The following is a 16608-nucleotide window of genomic DNA, read 5'->3' as shown; positions in this document are numbered from 1 at the left end:
GATTACATCGAAATGTTTTATAACAGTAAGCGTCGGCATGGTTCGAGCGATAAGATGCCACCGACAGAATATGAAAACCGATATTACCGACGACTCGAAAGTGTCTAGATTATCCGTGGCAACTCAAAGGTCATTATAGCACCCGCAGTAATGATCATCATTGGTAACGCAGACTTAGAACGGAATTAAAAAACCGCCCGTGGGCGGTTTTGATGTCATGCGTATGTATAGTTGTCTTCAGCAACAAGCTTTGCTACTTGTCTATCTGGAAGAAGCATTACAGCTTGCTCTAAGCTTTGCCTTTCAGTAAGCAACGTTAGAAGCTGATTAGCTGTCTGTAAAACCTTAGCCACAATCCAAATAGACAACATGAGAGGAAGAGTGTACAAAATCAGCATTAAGCTATTGAAAAACAGCACGTTATCCAATATTTTAGCCGATTCCTTTATTGTTGCTGCTAAGCTTCCATCGCCATACTTTTTAAACAACTCAACCTCGCGTCTGATCTTGGCTTGTATCTCAGGATTCGCACTTAAGCGCCTTTGTGCCCTTACTCTATTAGGCAAAGTCATTAAGTGTAAACGGTTGATGGCATTGTTTAAAGCTTCATGAACAAGCTCAGCAGCATATACATCTTCCTTACCGTTGTTCGAAATTATTTGGCTTCTAACAATATCTCGTAGTTCAAAAAGCTTATTGCGGTAATGCAAACGCACAGATGGAAGTACTATCCTTTCGTATATAAAATGTGCTGCTGCCATACATAACAGCACATAAAATAGCACTGTCAGCATAGTTTCTCCTTAGGGATTAGTTATCGCTTGCCCCCAGTGGCATTTGTGTTCTCGCCTGCTGGTATTTAGTCTTTTCGGTACCAATACGACGAGCTTCCACACTAAAACACCTACGCATCACGCTAGCATGCCAGGACCAAGCTAAAATCAGAACGACACAAAGTCCATATCCAATTAAAGAATGATCTACAAGGCCATCAAGGATCCGATGCGCTAGTTTACCTAACTCTTCTGATGGCATGCGCCAAGCTGCAATCATCAGTACAATACTTATAGTTATAGGCACTAGCTGACCAGTTGTCATGGCTTTTATCATTACATCTCGCCATGCCTGAGCAAAACTTACCGTATTTTGCCCTTTACCTGATTTTCCGCCCTTGCCCTTCGGGTTACCCATTATCATTCAGCCGCGGTTATGATTTTGGCCCAATTTTACAACTATGAATGGCAAATTTAAACACTCTCTTGCCATCTACTAACTTTCATTAGCCATACTTCACGCTTGAAAATCAAGCTTTTTTGCAAAAGAAGAGCATTTTTTCGCTCATTATCCTACATGTTGTAGCCAAGATCTTCATAAGCAACTATCATTTAATGCCTCAAGTTAGATTGACAGTTGCTAAAAAGTTCAGCCCGACTAACTTAGGTAACGAATTTTGAGACACTTCATCGCATTTTTCCAGCATGCATTGTTGTGTGAGTGCATAGCACACTTCGTATGGGGGATAACCGTTATCGCAGCCCCTCACTGAAGGGCTGCTGTAATGCCTGATCTCACCTACTGCGTAACCGTATTATCAGTACCACTACCGAGGATATCAGTCAACGCGGTATCGACAGCGGTGTCATCTGCTGATCCAGAGTGGATTTAATCTGCGTTTTAACTGCGATGGTAACAACGTCTGATTTGAGGACGTTTTTCACCATGTCGTCGATGACGATATCTTTCATATCCGGCACTTCTCTTTGCTCCGTATGGACGAGGCTTTTCAGCCACTGGGTTATTTTCATGAGGTGTGCCAGTTTTTAACGTCTGGTTACGCTGCGTTGATACATGAGATCTTTTTCTTGAGTACCATGGTATGTGACATACGTCCGTATATCCCCTTATAGGACATTTTGTGCTCTTTATGACACCCCGCAAGCCGGAACCGTAACCGTCCTGCGGGAATTTTTTATTTGCACTGCGTCCGGATGTACTCCTGCAAATACTTCAGTTTTTCCTGATCGCTGATGATTCCGGCGCGGATATCGAGAACGTTTTGTCCAGCAACTGGAGAGAGTTCGACGGTGGCAGCATTGCCCACGCGGCGGGTACTGGCGGTTTTGGTTGTGGTTGTGGTTGTGGTTGGCACTGTACAGCGTCCTTCGACACGCACCCGGCTACCAGCAGCAAGGCGGCGCTGCAAATCAGTATTCCTGTTTTGTGCATCAGCTAGTTCCTTTGTGTATTTTGCATCGAGGGCGGCAACGTCACGCTGGCGCTTCGTCATATCGGTAATTGTCTCGTTCGCCAGCTTCAGGTTGTGAGTAGCAGTATCACGCTGGTACTTGTAAGTGATAGCGTTATTGCGGTAGTGATTTGCCAGCCGACCGGCAACAATTAGCGAGACGAGCAACAGGCCAACAAACATCGTTTTCCAGTTGAACATCATGACAGGAACAGAGCACGCTCCGCCTCACGCCGACGGGTAAGCCCGTTCAGTACTTTGCCACCAGCCTTATTCCAGCGCAGGAACTCATCAGCGGTGCCAGCGTAATCACCAGCGTTTAGCTTCCGCAGCAGAGTTGATGAGGATAATGTCCGGGCGCCGAGGTTGTACGCGAACGACACCAGCGCATCAAACTGGCCTTGCGTCAACTTGACCTTAACCAGTCTGGACACATCATTTTCATAACCGACTAAACCAGTTTTAAGCAAGCGCCCGGCAGTAGCCTCGTCAATCATCATTCCGGGCTTAACTGGCTTACCGTCAACAGAGTGGGTCCAGCCATAACCAATCGTCCAGGGATCTCCCCCCGTTCCCGGGTCCGGATAAGCTGTCAGGCTACAACCTTCAAACTCTTTGATTAGGGTAATGCCTTTTTCACTGATTCTCATCATTAACCCCTGCACGTTTTTTGAGTGCGCTAATTGCGATTTCGCGCAGCTTGTCCACACCGACAAAGCCAATAATTCCGCCAACGAAAGGCGAAATGGAAACCGGCAGGCCTACCACATCAAGCGCACTGGTGACACATAAGGAAAGAGCGCCACAAAGGACGCCCTCAAGCCATTTATTTTTACGGGTGGCGCCGTCGTATATCAGTCGGCCGTAGGCAATGAGTCCGGCCATTAACGCCCCAAGTATCTGGGGCCACGCATTTTTGAGTCCGGTCAAAACCGCAGCCCAGAATTCAGGAGTCTTGTCATTCATTTTCATAAGCCTCACCTCCGATGATTTCGGATGGTAACTAGAGTGAGTGAAATGGTTGGGTTGCAGGGTTTAATATCCTGTAAAACAGGATTGCCTGTGGTTGCAGAATCTGAAAGTAAAATCACGCAGAGTACAATTTTAATGGAGGTGAGGCACAAATACTGCAAATTTAGCTTTTAGCTTAATTGATTGCGTGCTGAGTGAATTCTGTTTGACAAAAACATGCTATTTATAGAATGTTAATTCCATGTAGTAAAAAGGAGGTGTAACTCATCATGCCAACGGGAATTAAACCAATATTTATCAATAATATGATGTCAACATATGGATTATCCCATCCTCATGACAGCAAGGTATTTCCAGACCTTCCAGAACACCAAGATAATCCTTCGCAATTACGCCTCCAACATGATGGTCTTGCTACCGATGATAAAGCCAGGCTGGAACCAATGTGTCTTGCTGAATACCTTATCTCTGGACCAGGAGGAATGGATCCTGATATCGAAATTGATGATGATACCTATGATGAATGCCGTGAGGTGCTATCACGCATACTTGAAGATGCATACACTCAAAGCGGGACATTCCGCAGACTGATGAATTATGCCTACGATCAGGAATTGCATGATGTAGAACAACGCTGGTTGCTGGGAGCCGGAGAAAACTTTGGAACTACCGTAACTGATGAGGACCTGGAGAGTTCAGAAGGCAGAAAAGTGATTGCCCTCAACCTAGATGATACAGACGATGATTCAATACCAGAGTACTATGAAAGTAATGATGGCCCACAACAATTTGATACAACACGCTCATTTATTCATGAAGTAGTACACGCGTTGACTCACCTTCAGGACAAAGAAGACAGTAATCCAAGAGGCCCGGTAGTCGAGTATACCAATATCATTTTAAAAGAGATGGGTCACACATCACCACCAAGAATCGCCTACGAATTTAGTAATTGACACTCATCAAAAAATGCAAAATCCCACGATGCTACAACACAGTAACCAGTTCAGGTCTGAGCTAATACAGGTCAGCAGTCCATAGACACTGGCTCCTGTCAGGATGCCACCTGCTAACCCAGTACCAGAAATCGATTCGGACATTCATCCCCCTCTGGTTGTGTGGGGCCTCTCAGTTATGAGGGGAAATAATAAATATCCTCCGGCATAGCCGGAGGATATTTATTCATAAAGAACACAATTAAGAATAATACCGATTTAATTAAAATAACTTGATCTCACAGTTGAAGAATGAATAATAGCGAGCCCTGCCAAGGCAGGGCATAGAAATAACCAACGAGAAGAAATAGGTAGGAACTAATGAAAAACACCGCTCTGGGTAAGTTCATTTTTATCGTCGGCACCGCGTTACTGCTCGGTGGCTGTAGTGGCATGGTCATGCCTCCCTATGCCACCCACGGTACATCGGTCGGAATCATTGCGCCGGCGGGAGGCTATAGCGAGTGGCACACGGATAGCCGCAACCACACCACAGGAGACAGTCACAGCCAGTCACAGGGAAACTGCACCCAAAGTGAAGATAGCCAGCTCAGCGAAAATGGTCTCACACGGACACACCAAAGCAACTGTAACACCCGTAGTCAAACCCACAGCAGTAGCACCAGCAAAACCCGCTCCAGCAGCGTCGGTTTCAGCGTCGGGGGGCCTGTTGGTGCTAGCATAGGGTTGATCAAGCAGATGGAGTCGATGAACCGTGCGCCAGCCAACGATATGAGTAGTAATGAGATGTTCAAGAATTTCGGTTTCTAGCACATAACGCCACCTGGTACCGTTGTGGTGTCTGGCCCGGCGGCTATCTGTAACGACTCACAATCGAAAAAAGTCAGACTCGCAATCAGCGCAAATTTTGGCTCACAATAACTGCAACTGAAATCGGACGTGGACTCACGCTAAGTGAGAGCGAAATCCGACGCTCAGAGCCAAATGAGAAGTTTTTTCCATTGGCAGTAATTGTGAGCCAGCAAAAATAGATTGTGAGTCCATTGAATGGGGATCGTTGTGCATTTTCATAAGCCTCACCTCCGATAGCTCGGATGGTGCAGTGTGAAGTAGGAAGGCCGCCCGGTGGATTAACGACAAAACTCAGAGGGATTATTCCGGACGGCACAAACAGAAAAGCCCCGCACGATGGCGGGGCTTGAATTTGTTTGGTCGACGATTGAAGCTATGGCGACGATATCAGATTTACTCAAAATGTATGCTATTTAATTGACTTTTGCAATACCCTGCTGCGAAAAGGTCGCTTTTCGTTGTGATCTTGTTTTCACCAGACAAAGCAGAGATTCGGTATCAAGCCTCTTAAAGATGTTACTCATCGCGCGCCAGTAGTCCGCATAGTTGTGGCTCCAGTTGTCAGGCTTAACCCCGCACAGGCTGGCAAGCTCCTGTTGCTGGTAGACGTATCGTCCGGCCAGCCCCTCTCTGACATCCTGCGCCGCCAGCCAGATAAGTTTCTTCAGCCGTTCCACTGTCTTGCCAGCCATCTTCCTCCCTGCAAGCTGCTGTCTGAACTCGCACCACGCCCAACGTGTTATTTCGACCTGGTGTTCCCAGCAGGTATTCTCACTGTAATTCCACAACAACCACGCCTTGTAGTGTTCATCGAGTGAAAGAACCGCCCGGCGCCATGAGGCAGTGGAATATTCCACAGGCTTCACCAGCGGGATAGCGCTTCCTTTCGCCAGCGACTGCTTGCCGGGGATTAGCGGGTTATTTAACGTTATCCAGCTTTCTGTTTCCTCGTCCCAGATACGCTGTTTTTTTCGGGGATAGTTTTTCGTGTCGAATTGCGCGTTCTCCAGCCAGGCCAAAAGCTGCCCTTTAGTCTCCCCGCTTAAATCGGCTGTCGCTACCATTAGCTGCTCACGTACATACTGGAGGTATTGAGTGTTCATTGAGTAAATCCTGTGAACTGATAAATACGAACAAAATTGCGCAGGATGCGGTAGTCAACCAACACCGACCCCGGACGGCGGTAAATGCGGAGGCGCTGCCAGCGCATGCGGAGTATCTCGATCAGTTCTGGTTTCATGCCGCCTCCAGCTTTTTTAGCGCACGCAGATCCGCCAGTGCCGCGAGCCTGATTTCCTTCAGCTCCTCGACCGTCCAGCGGTGCGGGGTGTTATTGTTCTCGAGTGCCAGCACCGCCGCCTCACCGTAACGCTCAACCAGCGCGGTACGATATGCTTCGATGTTCCCTGATTTGTAGACGTTGCAGACATCACACTGAAGATGGATGTTGAAGCGAGTGAAGCGCAGATGCCCCGCGGCGGCCGTAGTCCTGTAATGGCCTGCATGCCATGCGAACGCCGTCTTCGTTCCACAGGAGATGCAACCGAGTCCTTCTGCCAGTTCGGTTTCGCGGCAAATGTCATTTACGGCGCGCTGCGTCAAGTCAATCCAGTGCTTCAGCAGCTTAACCGCGGCTTTCCGCTGGCGCCAGGCGGCGCGTTCTTTTTTCTCAGCGGCGCGCTGAAGGGATTGCGCCTTACGTTGCGCGGCTTCGCGAGCTTTTCTGGTCTGTTCTTTGCCGACGGCGCTGGCGCACTGGTACGAGCAAACGATCTGCCCCTCGCGTACCCCCTCACCGCGGCTTTCGCCTTTTTGGTTGCTGCCATTTTCAGTCCCACCCCAGCGCATCCGGCCTGGCTCGTTCAGCCTTTAGCCCGGCATCAGCGAGAATCTCTACAGCTGTGAGATAGTTTCTGGATACCAGTACCGCCTCAGGTGGCGCGGCCTGAATCCCAAGAAAAGCCAGCTCTTTCGCCATGTTGCAGAAATATCCCTCAGCTTTACGCCTGCTGACTGTCGACTCGCTGATGCCCATATGCTCGGCGTATGATTTCTGCCCTACTGATGCAAGCCGGTTGAGTAGGACACTCTCTATCTCAACCGGGTTGATTTCTGGTGGGTCTAACTTTCGTGCAATTGCGTTCTCCATGGGTAAATATCCTCTATGGTTATTTGGCTGATGCCTCTTGGCTTGGTAAGCCATCGGTTGGGTTTGGGTATGCTGCTGGGTCAATCTCGTGAGGAGTGACTTTCCATTCAAGAATTTCACATAACGGCAGGATGCGACGGGGAGGAATTACTCCTTTTCTCAGCCACTTGCCTACAGCTTGAGACGAGATACCAAAATGTTCGCCGATGCTCATTTGAGTCATGTGGTTACTGATTTTGATTTTTAATTGGTTGTCCATTTGGCTCTCCTGTTCTACGAGTTGGTAGCTGGAGATTATCACGTAAAACTTTAGGTTCCAACAAAAATCAATCTAATAGTTCCAATGAATAAAGAAACTGAAGGTTGTAAAATGTGAATATGAACAAAAATCTTCACCCCATTTTCGCCAAGCGTATCCAGCAAGTTCTGGATGAGAACGGCTGGTCTATGGCTGACCTCTCACGGCGCGTAATGCTTTCTCACACATCTGTGAGAAAGTGGGCCTCTGGCACGTCTGTAGCCAGCGGAGAGCGCTTGAAAAGGTTATCGGCGGTGACCGGAAGGCCTGAATATTGGTTCTTCATGGAGCCAGGGGATGAAAGTGAAGGCGAAAGGGCTGAACCTAAACCCAGAGTCCTTGATGAAAAAGAAGAAACATTGCTTTCTCTTTTCAATCAACTCCCGGAAGCAGAGAAACTGCGTGTTATCCTCCATACAAAAGCAGTCCTCCAAGAGATGGATCTGCTGAAGAACAACGTTTTTGATCTAATTAACGACCTCAAAAAATAGAACCAAAGAACTCATCCATACAGGTAGCACCTCTTTAGGTGCTATTTTTACGCCCCAAAATAGAACTTTTAGTTGCAATTTTTGCTTTACAAATCGAACCTTTGGTTTTATTGTTAGTTTCATCGACAACAAGCGCATCGTTGTCAGGTGTAAAACGTTCCGCTGGCCGGCGATAAGGCACGAGGATGAGATGACTAATTACGGCACAACAACATTACCAAGAACCAGCGTTGTACCGGGAATGCTGGTTAAGTACCAGGGGCGCACATACCGCGCATCTGCAAACGTAGGAAAAGGGTTGTACCTGTTTACCCTTTTCGAACGCCTGCGGACAACCAACGACGAGATCGAGGTTTACCTCAACCAACACGGCAAACCTGCAACCCATTAGCAGGAAAAACCAGCAAAACGAAATACTGCACAGATTCTGGCAGCCCACATGGTGTCGGGGATTCTGCAAACCAAATTCAGGAGTTCAGCCATGAACGCATATCTCACTTACGACCGGATCGAGGCTCAGAACTGGACCCGGCATTACCAGCAAATCGCCAGAGAAGAGAAAGAGTCCGAGCTGGCTGACGACCTGGAGAAAGGACTGTCGCTTCACATGCTGGAGTCGCTGTGCATTGACGAACTTCAACGCTGCGGTGCCAGCAAACAGGCGATAAGCCGGGCATTTGATGACGATGTCGAGTTCCAGGAGCGCGCGTCGGAGTTTATGCGGTACATGGCCGAGACGTTTTCCCGGCATCAAATTGATATTGAATCAGAGGAATAAGACAAATGAGCACAGCACTCGCAACACTGGCAGGAAAACTGGCTGAACGTGTAGGAATGGATTCTGTAGATCCACAGGAACTGATCACCACATTGCGCCAGACAGCTTTTAAAGGTGATGCCAGTGATGCGCAGTTTATTGCGCTACTGATAGTCGCCAACCAGTACGGTCTTAATCCGTGGACGAAAGAAATTTACGCCTTTCCTGATAAGCAGAACGGGATCGTCCCTGTGGTGGGCGTTGATGGCTGGTCCCGTATCATCAACGAAAACCAGCAGTTTGACGGTATGGATTTTGAGCAGGATAACGAATCATGTACATGCAGGATTTACCGTAAGGACCGTAACCATCCGATCTGCGTTACCGAATGGATGGATGAATGTCGCCGGGAACCATTCAAAACCCGTGATGGTCGTGAGATTACTGGACCGTGGCAGTCACATCCCAAACGGATGTTGCGACACAAAGCAATGATCCAGTGCGCCCGTCTTGCCTTCGGTTTCGCAGGTATCTACGACAAGGATGAGGCCGAACGCATTGTCGAAAATACCACGTATACCACAGATCGCCAGCCGGAACGCGACATCACTCCGGTTAGCGATGAAACCATGCGGGAAATTAATGATCTGCTGATCACCCTGAATAAAACATGGGATGACGATCTGCTGCCGCTCTGCTCCCAAATCTTCCGTCGCGATATTGGTGCATCGTCAGATCTTACGCAAATCGAAGCAGTGAAAGCCCTCGGATTCCTGAAGCAGAAAGCAGCAGAACAGAAGGTGGAAGCATGACACCAGAAATTATCCTGGCTCGTACAGGTATTGACGTTAGCAACATCGAGCAAGGTGATGACGCGTGGCACCGTCTACGCCTCGGTGTCATCACTGCTTCCGAAGTTCACAACGTCATTTCCAGGCCAAAGTCGGGCAAGAAGTGGACTGATATGAAGATGTCCTACTTTCTCACCCTTCTTGCCGAAGTTTGCACCGGCGTGGCACCGGAAGTTAACGCCAGGGCGCTGGCCTGGGGGAAACAGTATGAAGATGATGCCCGCACCCTGTTTGAGTTCACCACTGACGTGAAAGTCACCGGGTCGCCGATCCTTTTCCGTGACGAGGACATGCGTACCGCCTGTTCTCCTGACGGCCTGTGCAGTGATGGCCGCGGTCTTGAGTTGAAATGCCCTTTCACCTCTCGCGACTTTATGAAATTCAGGCTTGGCGGCTTCGAGGCTATCAAATCCGCCTATATGGCCCAGGTGCAATTCAGCATGTGGGTAACCGGGATAGATGCCTGGTATTTCGCGAATTATGACCCGCGCATGAAGCGAGAAGGCATTCACCACGTGGTTGTTGAGCGCGACGACAAATACATGTCCCTCTTCAATGAAATGGTACCGGAATTTATCGAAAAGATGGACGAAGCGCTAAAGGAGATTGGCTTCACGTTCGGGGAGCAGTGGCGATGACGCACGCACAGGACGAAATCAGGGTTGGCGCGATGCGCCATCCCATGTTGAAGAATTAAATGTTAGAGGACGGAAGTATGAGCAAAATTGGTGACTATTTCTTTGAATTCCCGGCATCAAGAGGCTTACAGGGAAATACGGTTGTGTTGATGATGACAGTCCCAGCGCGCGCGCTAACTCGCGTTCTGGCATCAGATAACCACGGCAATACGCTTGAGCGTTCTCAGCGAGAACTCAATCCAGCGCGTGCGAAGAAGTTTTATGAATACCTGCGAACAGCTTACGAGAAAAAAGAGCCGTTCATCATCCCGCCGCTGGTTGGAAACTGCGACTCATTCATTGAGTTCGAAGAGTTTGGCAATACGAATGTGGGTGTCGCGCGATTCCCAATGGATGCGGAAATTAAACTGTTTGACGGTCAGCATCGCGCCGCAGGCATTGCAGAGTTCTGCCGCACTTACGGAGAGCCTATTCACATCCCAATGATGCTGACACACCAACTGCCGCTCAAAACGCGCCAGCAGTTCTTTTCCGACATCAACAACAACGTATCGAAGCCATCAGCGGCCATCAATATGGCCTATAACGGTAGGGATAAAATTGCTCAGGATATGGTTTCGTTTTTGTCATCCCATGCCATGTTCTCAGAAATAACAGACTTTGAACACAACGTGGTTCCGGCGAAAAGCGATCTCTGGATTAGCTTCAACCCCCTGAGTGATGCAACTGCAAAATTCTCTGGTAATGGGGATGAGCTTGCTACTAGTGACATCTATGACATTTGGGAGGCATGGCTCAAGCTAACAGCCATCAAGGGAATTAGGCATGGTTGTACGCCTGTTGAATATAAGCGGGATTACATCCAGTTCCACGCGGTGATGATCAATGCGTTTGGCTACGCAATGCAGGAACTACTACGGCATCGCCCTGCACACATCATTGTTCAGATGATTGAGGAGTTAGTAAATAATTCCACTATGAGTGAGCTGGAGAATTTCTTCCTCATTTCATCCTGGTCCGGTGTCTGCGCCAGCACTGAAAAAGATAGAGCGACAGTTATTGCCAGCGTTGCTTCACAAAAAGCTGCTTCGGTGAGACTAATCCAAGCTATTACGACAAAGAGCTTTGAGGTCGCAGCATGAGATACGGCTCTGTTTGCAGTGGAACTGCGGCGATGCCCATAGAGGAACCGGCGCTGCGCACCTGGCGCCGCCCGTTCCTGAAATGGGCAGGCGGTAAATATTCGCTGCTGCCGGAACTGGATCGTCTTATCCCGGCAGGTAAACGACTGATAGAGCCATTTGTGGGCGGCGGATCGGTGTTTCTTAACTCAGACAAGCACGAACGCTTCCTTCTGGCTGACGTCAACGCTGACCTGATTAACCTGTACCAGATGCTGGCCGTAGTGCCTGATTCGGTAATCGCAGAGGCTATGAAAGCTTTCAGACATCTGAATGATGCCGAAAACTACACAGTAATTCGTGAAGCATTCAACGCCCAGAAACTGAATGCGACAGAACGAGCGGCCGCATTCCTTTACCTCAACAGGCACTGCTTTAACGGTCTGATGCGTTACAACCTTGACGGTTTTTTCAATGTTGGATGGGGAAAGTATAAAGCCCCATATTTCCCGGAAGAAGAGATCAGGGCATTCAGGCAGAAGTCTCACGCGTGCGTATTTATGACTGCGGGTTTCGAACGTACTCTCAGGCTGGCGGGTGATGGTGATGTCGTTTACTGCGATCCGCCATACGAGCCAATGCCCGGCACCGCTGGCTTCACTAACTACGCCTCCGGTGGGTTCTCATGGGATAGCCAGGTAGCGCTTGCTGAAAGCTGTGTGGCAGCCCATCAGCGTGGCGCAAAGGTGTTTATCAGTAATTCTACCGCACCACGCGTTATTGAACTTTACGAGAGGCACGGCTTCACTCTGCACCGGGTCAATGCCCGCAGATCAATATCGAGTAAAGGCAGTACCCGAGAAACAGCGAACGATATCGTCGCCTCACTGGGGATTTAGTGATGATGAAACTTATTAACAGAAGTAAGCAATCACCAGTCGGTCGTCGCGCATGTGATATTGCACTGGCTGCGCATCATGAGAAGTTCGGCGATTACGGCAGACAAAAGCACGTTACCAATTACACCGTTGTAGTGGATGGCGTAAAGGTTCCTGTCGAAGTAGTTAACCGGGCCACCAGCTACGTAGCCACCGCAATGATCGGCGTCCGGAAACTTAGAAATCTGCCAGCACAGGCAAACTGAATATTAGCGATGGCCCGCTGCGGGGCCACTGGAGAAAACGATGAGCAAAAAAATTAGAGACTTTGAATTGATGAGCACCCGCGAAATTTGCTGCCAGCTAAGGATTTCATCCAGGACGCTGGAGCGTTACCGTAAGCGACCAAGCGACAACAACCCATTCCCGGAGCCTGACTGTTCATATATGGGTGGCTCCAACAAATGGCTTAAAACCAAAGTCAATGAGTGGCAGGTCAGGGAAATGTCACGACCAACACGCCGTCCAATGTCGCATCTGAATCTGCCTCGTGACAACAAAGGTCGACTCATCCGGTCTGACGTGGCGTGAACTCCAGAACATCGGGCTCGATGATGCTCATCAGTCGGGCCCACCATTTACTATAAGCCTCTCTCATTTCTTCGATATAGGTGTATTTGTCGTACACCGACCACACTCCAGGCAGTTTATGCCCGAGCATCATCTCAGCAATATGTGGTTCAGTCAGCTCGGAGAAATTCGTTCGCGCAGTTCTGCGTAGATCATGGATCGTAAAGTGCGGAACCTGCTCGTTATAAGCCTTCAGCATGAACTTAACAAGGTTGCTGCTGATGCTCATATGAAAGCCTTCGCTCATCGGCTTGTCTGCATATTTTGAGAAAACAAAACGGCCCGGCGCCAGCTCAATGGCTCGTTGTATCAGCGGGAGCATTTCAGGGATGATCGGGCGGATTATCGGCTTCTTACTTTTCCGTCCCGTTTTATGATTTTCCCACGGCACGGTCCAGACGCCCTCCTCAAAATCGAAATGCGAAACTTCAGCCTGACGGAGTTCACCGACCCTGCACGCCCATATCAGAGACAATTTATAAAGGATCTTGTTTCGCTCAATAAGGCGGGAATCCTCAATAGCTCGCCAGACAATCGCAATTTCTTTGCGATCCAGTGTTCTCTCCCCCATTTTCTTCTGAATACCAAAATCACGACCGGACATTTCAGAAAGTGGGTTAACCTCAAGCAACTGGCGCTTCACTGCCCATGAGTAGCACTGCCGACCGTTACTAATTACTCGCCGGGTGATCTCAGTGTATCCCTGCGCCAGTCGGTCCAGAACTGTAAGCCAGTTGTGCAGCGTCAACTGATGCGCCGGATACTTACCCAGCTTAGGGAATACATGCAGCTCAAACGAACGCAGTATTTGATCGGATGTTTCTTTCTGAACGCATACCATCGCATGCCATTCTCTGAAAAGTTCCTCGAATGTGTACTGGCTGTTGATTTTAGCTTTATCGAGGCTTTGCCTGATCCGCGGATTTTCTCCACGGGCAAGAATGGCGGCCCACTTAGTTACCTCATCGCGCGCGGCCTTCAACCCGAATTCCGGGTAACTGCCAATCGTCATCTTGTCCTGCTTACCCAGGAAACGGAATCGGTAGAAAAAAGTGACGGCGCCCTTTTTGGAAATGCGCACCCACAGACCGTCCCGGTCTGCCTTCTCTTCAACTTTATCGCGTTCGCGCCCGAGGCACGACTTTAGATAACTATCTGAAATAGCCATGATTTATCCCTGCATGTGTCCATCAGAACGGAAGATTCTGTGTCCATCATAGGATATGGACGCACTGATGGACACAAAAACCATGACTCATGATGTCGTAGGTTGACTGTACATGCAACCAGTATCATTTTTATGAGCGCTTATTTTGCGGGGATCTTGAGAGGATTTTGTCGTAGGTTTGCGGAGGGTGGCGGGGTATCAATTATCGATGTGAGCAATGATCGAAAAGTTACGTATGTTCTTCATAGAGATAAATTATTATGCCTTACGCCTGGTTGACCAGACTTTAGAGGTCGCTGTTCTGAGCTTAACGTCTGTTTTAACTGAAACGCCGCATTCTACACTACAACGCTAAGGCGAGGAAATGTTCATAGTGTAAGGAGAGCGGGAACTGGAAAACGCCTCGCTTTTCCCTGTAAAACACCGCAACGCAGGAAAAGCGCATGCTTATCGGGACAACACCCCAACGCGGCAGGTGTACCGTTGGGCAAAACGTTTACTGGCGCGTTTCTATTGAGGTAGTTTCGACGCGAACAAGGTCCGGCGGGAGGGCAACGTTTAAAATCACCGGCTGCCAGGCGTCGCGCTCCGCCAGTTTTCGGGAATAGCCGCGGGCAACCAGAAAACCGCCCACGCCGCCCAGCACGGCCCCGCTTAATGCGGCAAGGTCAGATCCAAACAGCATCTGAAAAAGCGCCGCACAAAGAAATAGCCCCGCTAAAGGCGACATATAGACCAGCAACGCCGAACCTAAAAGGCTTTTTTCGGCGATGCCCAACTCGACTTTCTGCCCCGGCGCCAGCGGCTCCGCGCTTGGCACAACAATGGTATGCGTGGTTTGCGGCCCTAATTTATTCAGCACGCGACTGCCGCATCCCGCACGGGAGGCGCAGCTGCTGCATGACGCTTTAACGTCGCAGCTCACCACCGCCTGACCATTCTGCCAGGAGACAACGGTTGCCCACTCTTTAATCATTGTACTGCCCTGAATTTGATACTGTCGGCAATGCGCTTCGCCGTTTGCGGTGGAAGCTCGCCGACAATGGTGATTTCCGCGTTGTCGCGAACGCTGCTATAAACCGTTCGGCGCCCGGTGCGCAGCATCTGATCGCTGCTGTTTTGCGTCGCCCGGTTCACATTGACGGAAAAGCTAAACAGACCGTCAGAATAAAGCCGCGATTCGATAGGCAGGTTATCCATCGTCGGCAACGGACGACGGCTGCTGGAAACTTCGCTAAAGCCTTGCGGCACCCAGGATGGACTCCAGTTAAATTTCGTTTTTTCGCCACCGGGAACAGAAAGCAGCGGCGGCAGATTCGCCTTCGCCAGCGCCTGCATGTTGCTGCCGATATCCTGACTCACCGTGAACGCAATAACGCGGAACTGCTCCAGCGTCTCGCCATCGCGATCCAGCAGATCAACGCGCATCGGCAGTTTGGTGTCCATGTCCATCCAGACGATATAGCTGTAACGCGTACCATCGCGCGCCACAACGCGGATAACTTCGCACAATCTGTCTGCGATACGGGTGCGTCCGACAGAAATAAAGTCGTAGTAAGGCGCCAGGCGCTTGAAGTCGGTGTAAATCAGGGAAGGCAGAGAATCGACAATATAATCACCGTTCAGGGTGAACGGCTCAAGGCCCGGTTCAAAATAACTGATTTCATTACCACGCTGTACGACCTCCCGGCGGGGACCGTCCAACTGTAGCAATTGCGCAAGCGGGCGACTATCCAGGCGTGCGTGTCGATAACGCAGAGATTCAACGCCTTGTTTCGTGATGCTGACGAATGACAGCTCGTAATTCAGTGACTGACTGGCGATGTTCATCTGCTGCAATAACGCCCCGGACGCAGGGTCGGCCGAGGCGTTTGCTGAGAAGAACAGGCTAGCCGCCACAAGGGACATGGCAAACCAAAGTTGCTTCATTACTGCGATTGCGTTCCTAAAGTTTGGATTCCTGGCACCTGTACCGCGGCTTGCTGGGTTTGCGCCTGCTCAAACTGAAGCTGTTCGGAGTGCAGTCGGCGCTGCAGTTCATAGTCCTGCAACATGGCATTAATGCGACGACGCTGCTCCTGTACCTGCTGTTGCTGACTGCCGACAGGCGCTGCTTCAGAAGGCACTCCCAGACTTACCGGGCTGGCTTTCCCCATCATAGGCAGGGTATTGAAAACCGGCGTTTCAGGTTGTTGGGATGTTTCAGATTGCCCATTATAGTGCTGGACACCGACGATAACTGCAAGTGAAACGCACGCCGCCACGCCCATTTGGGTAAGCTGCGCCGCCCACGGACGCACTTTTTTCCAGAACGGCATTTTCTGCCATTGCTGCGGAGCGGGTTGGGCCTCAGGGATTAATGGCGACACCTGACGTACTGGCTCGTTTTCAATAGCGGCCATCACGCGAGCGGATATATCGAAATGGAGAACGTCAGGCGTATCCCCCCGCATTGAATCGCGGATCAGGTGATAACTCTCCCAGGTTTTCTGCATTTCCGGGTCGTGCGTAAGCGCTTTGAGCAGCTCACTATCCAACGTTTCGCCATCCATCAAAGCGGAAAGTTTTTCTTTCTGCATGCCTAATACCTTTTCCAGTATCC

27 protein-coding genes and 1 pseudogene are annotated in these 16608 nt (G+C 49.7%); 12 read left to right on the top strand and 16 right to left on the bottom strand.

Annotated elements, in window-relative coordinates:
• Positions 1–215: 215 nt before the first annotated feature.
• The 6 genes from J4728_RS23015 to J4728_RS22990 all read right to left on the bottom strand — a co-directional run bounded on the left by J4728_RS23015 (position 216) and on the right by J4728_RS22990 (position 3211).
• Positions 216–794, bottom strand: coding sequence for a hypothetical protein (locus tag J4728_RS23015; protein WP_208212488.1), 579 nt, complete (start codon positions 792–794; stop codon positions 216–218).
• 16 nt (positions 795–810) lie between these two features.
• Positions 811–1191, bottom strand: a complete 381-nt coding sequence (locus tag J4728_RS23010; RefSeq protein WP_208212486.1) for a hypothetical protein — start codon at positions 1189–1191, stop codon at positions 811–813.
• Positions 1192–1616: 425 nt separating this feature from the next.
• Positions 1617–1805: a DUF826 domain-containing protein gene (locus tag J4728_RS23005; RefSeq protein WP_243771311.1), complete on the bottom strand. Its 189-nt coding sequence runs from the start codon at positions 1803–1805 to the stop codon at positions 1617–1619.
• 164 nt (positions 1806–1969) lie between these two features.
• Positions 1970–2428, bottom strand: a complete 459-nt coding sequence (locus tag J4728_RS23000; RefSeq protein ID WP_024135675.1) for a lysis protein — start codon at positions 2426–2428, stop codon at positions 1970–1972.
• 17 nt (positions 2429–2445) lie between these two features.
• Entirely contained in the window at positions 2446–2898 is a 453-nt protein-coding gene (locus tag J4728_RS22995; RefSeq protein ID WP_208212484.1) for a lysozyme, read from the bottom strand.
• Positions 2882–3211 carry a phage holin, lambda family gene (locus J4728_RS22990; RefSeq protein WP_001574216.1) on the bottom strand — a complete coding sequence of 110 codons (330 nt, stop codon included), beginning with the start codon at positions 3209–3211 and terminating at the stop codon, positions 2882–2884. Before J4728_RS22990 ends, J4728_RS22995 begins: the two co-directional genes overlap by 17 nt.
• 275 nt (positions 3212–3486) lie before the next feature.
• Between J4728_RS22990 and gtgA the strand changes: the two genes are divergently transcribed.
• Both gtgA and J4728_RS22980 read left to right on the top strand, forming a co-directional pair.
• Positions 3487–4173: a type III secretion system effector protease GtgA gene (gtgA, locus tag J4728_RS22985; protein ID WP_001141973.1), complete on the top strand. Its 687-nt coding sequence runs from the start codon at positions 3487–3489 to the stop codon at positions 4171–4173.
• Between the two features lie 360 nt (positions 4174–4533).
• Positions 4534–4983 (top strand): lipoprotein, encoded by a 450-nt coding sequence (locus J4728_RS22980; protein WP_000798706.1) that lies wholly within the window; start codon positions 4534–4536, stop codon positions 4981–4983.
• A 135-nt stretch (positions 4984–5118) separates the two neighbouring features.
• Here the strand turns inward: J4728_RS22980 and J4728_RS22975 are convergent, their stop codons facing one another.
• From J4728_RS22975 to J4728_RS22950, 6 genes are all read right to left on the bottom strand, one after another.
• The gene (locus J4728_RS22975; RefSeq protein ID WP_001534733.1) at positions 5119–5244 is read right to left on the bottom strand and encodes a hypothetical protein; all 126 of its coding nucleotides are present in this window, start codon (positions 5242–5244) and stop codon (positions 5119–5121) included.
• 194 nt (positions 5245–5438) lie between these two features.
• The gene (locus J4728_RS22970) at positions 5439–6128 is read right to left on the bottom strand and encodes a bacteriophage antitermination protein Q (protein ID WP_208212482.1); all 690 of its coding nucleotides are present in this window, start codon (positions 6126–6128) and stop codon (positions 5439–5441) included.
• The gene (locus J4728_RS22965; protein WP_000801757.1) at positions 6125–6265 is read right to left on the bottom strand and encodes a YlcG family protein; all 141 of its coding nucleotides are present in this window, start codon (positions 6263–6265) and stop codon (positions 6125–6127) included. The genes J4728_RS22970 and J4728_RS22965 overlap by 4 nt, the downstream gene beginning before the upstream one ends.
• Positions 6262–6873 (bottom strand): recombination protein NinG, encoded by a 612-nt coding sequence (locus J4728_RS22960; RefSeq protein WP_208212480.1) that lies wholly within the window; start codon positions 6871–6873, stop codon positions 6262–6264. The genes J4728_RS22965 and J4728_RS22960 overlap by 4 nt, the downstream gene beginning before the upstream one ends.
• The gene (locus J4728_RS22955) at positions 6854–7228 is read right to left on the bottom strand and encodes a CII family transcriptional regulator (protein ID WP_001538023.1); all 375 of its coding nucleotides are present in this window, start codon (positions 7226–7228) and stop codon (positions 6854–6856) included. The genes J4728_RS22960 and J4728_RS22955 overlap by 20 nt, the downstream gene beginning before the upstream one ends.
• The gene (locus tag J4728_RS22950) at positions 7194–7433 is read right to left on the bottom strand and encodes a helix-turn-helix domain-containing protein (RefSeq protein WP_000370145.1); all 240 of its coding nucleotides are present in this window, start codon (positions 7431–7433) and stop codon (positions 7194–7196) included. The genes J4728_RS22955 and J4728_RS22950 overlap by 35 nt, the downstream gene beginning before the upstream one ends.
• Positions 7434–7552: 119 nt before the next feature.
• Between J4728_RS22950 and J4728_RS22945 the strand changes: the two genes are divergently transcribed.
• From J4728_RS22945 to xis, 10 genes and pseudogenes are all read left to right on the top strand, one after another.
• Positions 7553–7963 carry a helix-turn-helix domain-containing protein gene (locus tag J4728_RS22945; RefSeq protein ID WP_001038966.1) on the top strand — a complete coding sequence of 137 codons (411 nt, stop codon included), beginning with the start codon at positions 7553–7555 and terminating at the stop codon, positions 7961–7963.
• Positions 7964–8006: 43 nt separating this feature from the next.
• Positions 8007–8141, top strand: a pseudogene (locus J4728_RS24055) (hypothetical protein); the annotation flags it as partial.
• A gap of 12 nt (positions 8142–8153) precedes the next feature.
• Positions 8154–8354 carry a cell division protein FtsZ gene (locus tag J4728_RS22940; protein ID WP_000186242.1) on the top strand — a complete coding sequence of 67 codons (201 nt, stop codon included), beginning with the start codon at positions 8154–8156 and terminating at the stop codon, positions 8352–8354.
• Positions 8355–8444: 90 nt separating this feature from the next.
• Entirely contained in the window at positions 8445–8741 is a 297-nt protein-coding gene (locus tag J4728_RS22935; RefSeq protein WP_208212478.1) for a host-nuclease inhibitor Gam family protein, read from the top strand.
• A 5-nt stretch (positions 8742–8746) separates the two neighbouring features.
• Entirely contained in the window at positions 8747–9532 is a 786-nt protein-coding gene (gene bet / locus J4728_RS22930) for a phage recombination protein Bet (protein WP_001764962.1), read from the top strand.
• A complete protein-coding gene (locus J4728_RS22925; protein WP_000187053.1) occupies positions 9529–10209 on the top strand; it encodes a lambda exonuclease family protein in 681 nt (226 codons plus the stop codon). Before bet ends, J4728_RS22925 begins: the two co-directional genes overlap by 4 nt.
• Before the next feature lie 77 nt (positions 10210–10286).
• The gene (locus J4728_RS22920; protein ID WP_208212476.1) at positions 10287–11351 is read left to right on the top strand and encodes a DGQHR domain-containing protein; all 1065 of its coding nucleotides are present in this window, start codon (positions 10287–10289) and stop codon (positions 11349–11351) included.
• On the top strand, positions 11348–12229 hold the full coding sequence (locus J4728_RS22915) for a DNA adenine methylase (RefSeq protein WP_010989138.1): 882 nt from the start codon (positions 11348–11350) through the stop codon (positions 12227–12229). The genes J4728_RS22920 and J4728_RS22915 overlap by 4 nt, the downstream gene beginning before the upstream one ends.
• 5 nt (positions 12230–12234) lie before the next feature.
• Positions 12235–12474: a DUF4060 family protein gene (locus tag J4728_RS22910; RefSeq protein WP_001754984.1), complete on the top strand. Its 240-nt coding sequence runs from the start codon at positions 12235–12237 to the stop codon at positions 12472–12474.
• 40 nt (positions 12475–12514) lie between these two features.
• Positions 12515–12799, top strand: a complete 285-nt coding sequence (gene xis, locus J4728_RS22905; protein WP_001670787.1) for an excisionase Xis — start codon at positions 12515–12517, stop codon at positions 12797–12799.
• Here xis and J4728_RS22900 read toward each other — a convergent pair.
• From J4728_RS22900 to rseA, 4 genes are all read right to left on the bottom strand, one after another.
• Positions 12777–14006 carry a tyrosine-type recombinase/integrase gene (locus tag J4728_RS22900; protein ID WP_021000658.1) on the bottom strand — a complete coding sequence of 410 codons (1230 nt, stop codon included), beginning with the start codon at positions 14004–14006 and terminating at the stop codon, positions 12777–12779. The genes xis and J4728_RS22900 overlap by 23 nt on opposite strands.
• A 496-nt stretch (positions 14007–14502) precedes the next feature.
• The gene (gene rseC, locus J4728_RS22895) at positions 14503–14982 is read right to left on the bottom strand and encodes a SoxR-reducing system protein RseC (RefSeq protein WP_000589087.1); all 480 of its coding nucleotides are present in this window, start codon (positions 14980–14982) and stop codon (positions 14503–14505) included.
• Positions 14979–15935 (bottom strand): sigma-E factor regulatory protein RseB, encoded by a 957-nt coding sequence (gene rseB, locus J4728_RS22890; RefSeq protein WP_000812019.1) that lies wholly within the window; start codon positions 15933–15935, stop codon positions 14979–14981. The genes rseC and rseB overlap by 4 nt, the downstream gene beginning before the upstream one ends.
• The gene (gene rseA / locus J4728_RS22885) at positions 15935–16585 is read right to left on the bottom strand and encodes an anti-sigma-E factor RseA (RefSeq protein ID WP_001168374.1); all 651 of its coding nucleotides are present in this window, start codon (positions 16583–16585) and stop codon (positions 15935–15937) included. The genes rseB and rseA overlap by 1 nt, the downstream gene beginning before the upstream one ends.
• Between the last annotated feature and the right edge of the window lie 23 nt (positions 16586–16608).

The sequence above is a fragment of the Salmonella sp. 32070601201500089SM genome (genome assembly GCF_017573605.1).
GTDB classification, from domain to species: domain Bacteria; phylum Pseudomonadota; class Gammaproteobacteria; order Enterobacterales; family Enterobacteriaceae; genus Salmonella; species Salmonella enterica.
Note: the sequence above shows the minus strand (reverse complement) of the source record. Positions and strands in the feature narration are given on the sequence as shown.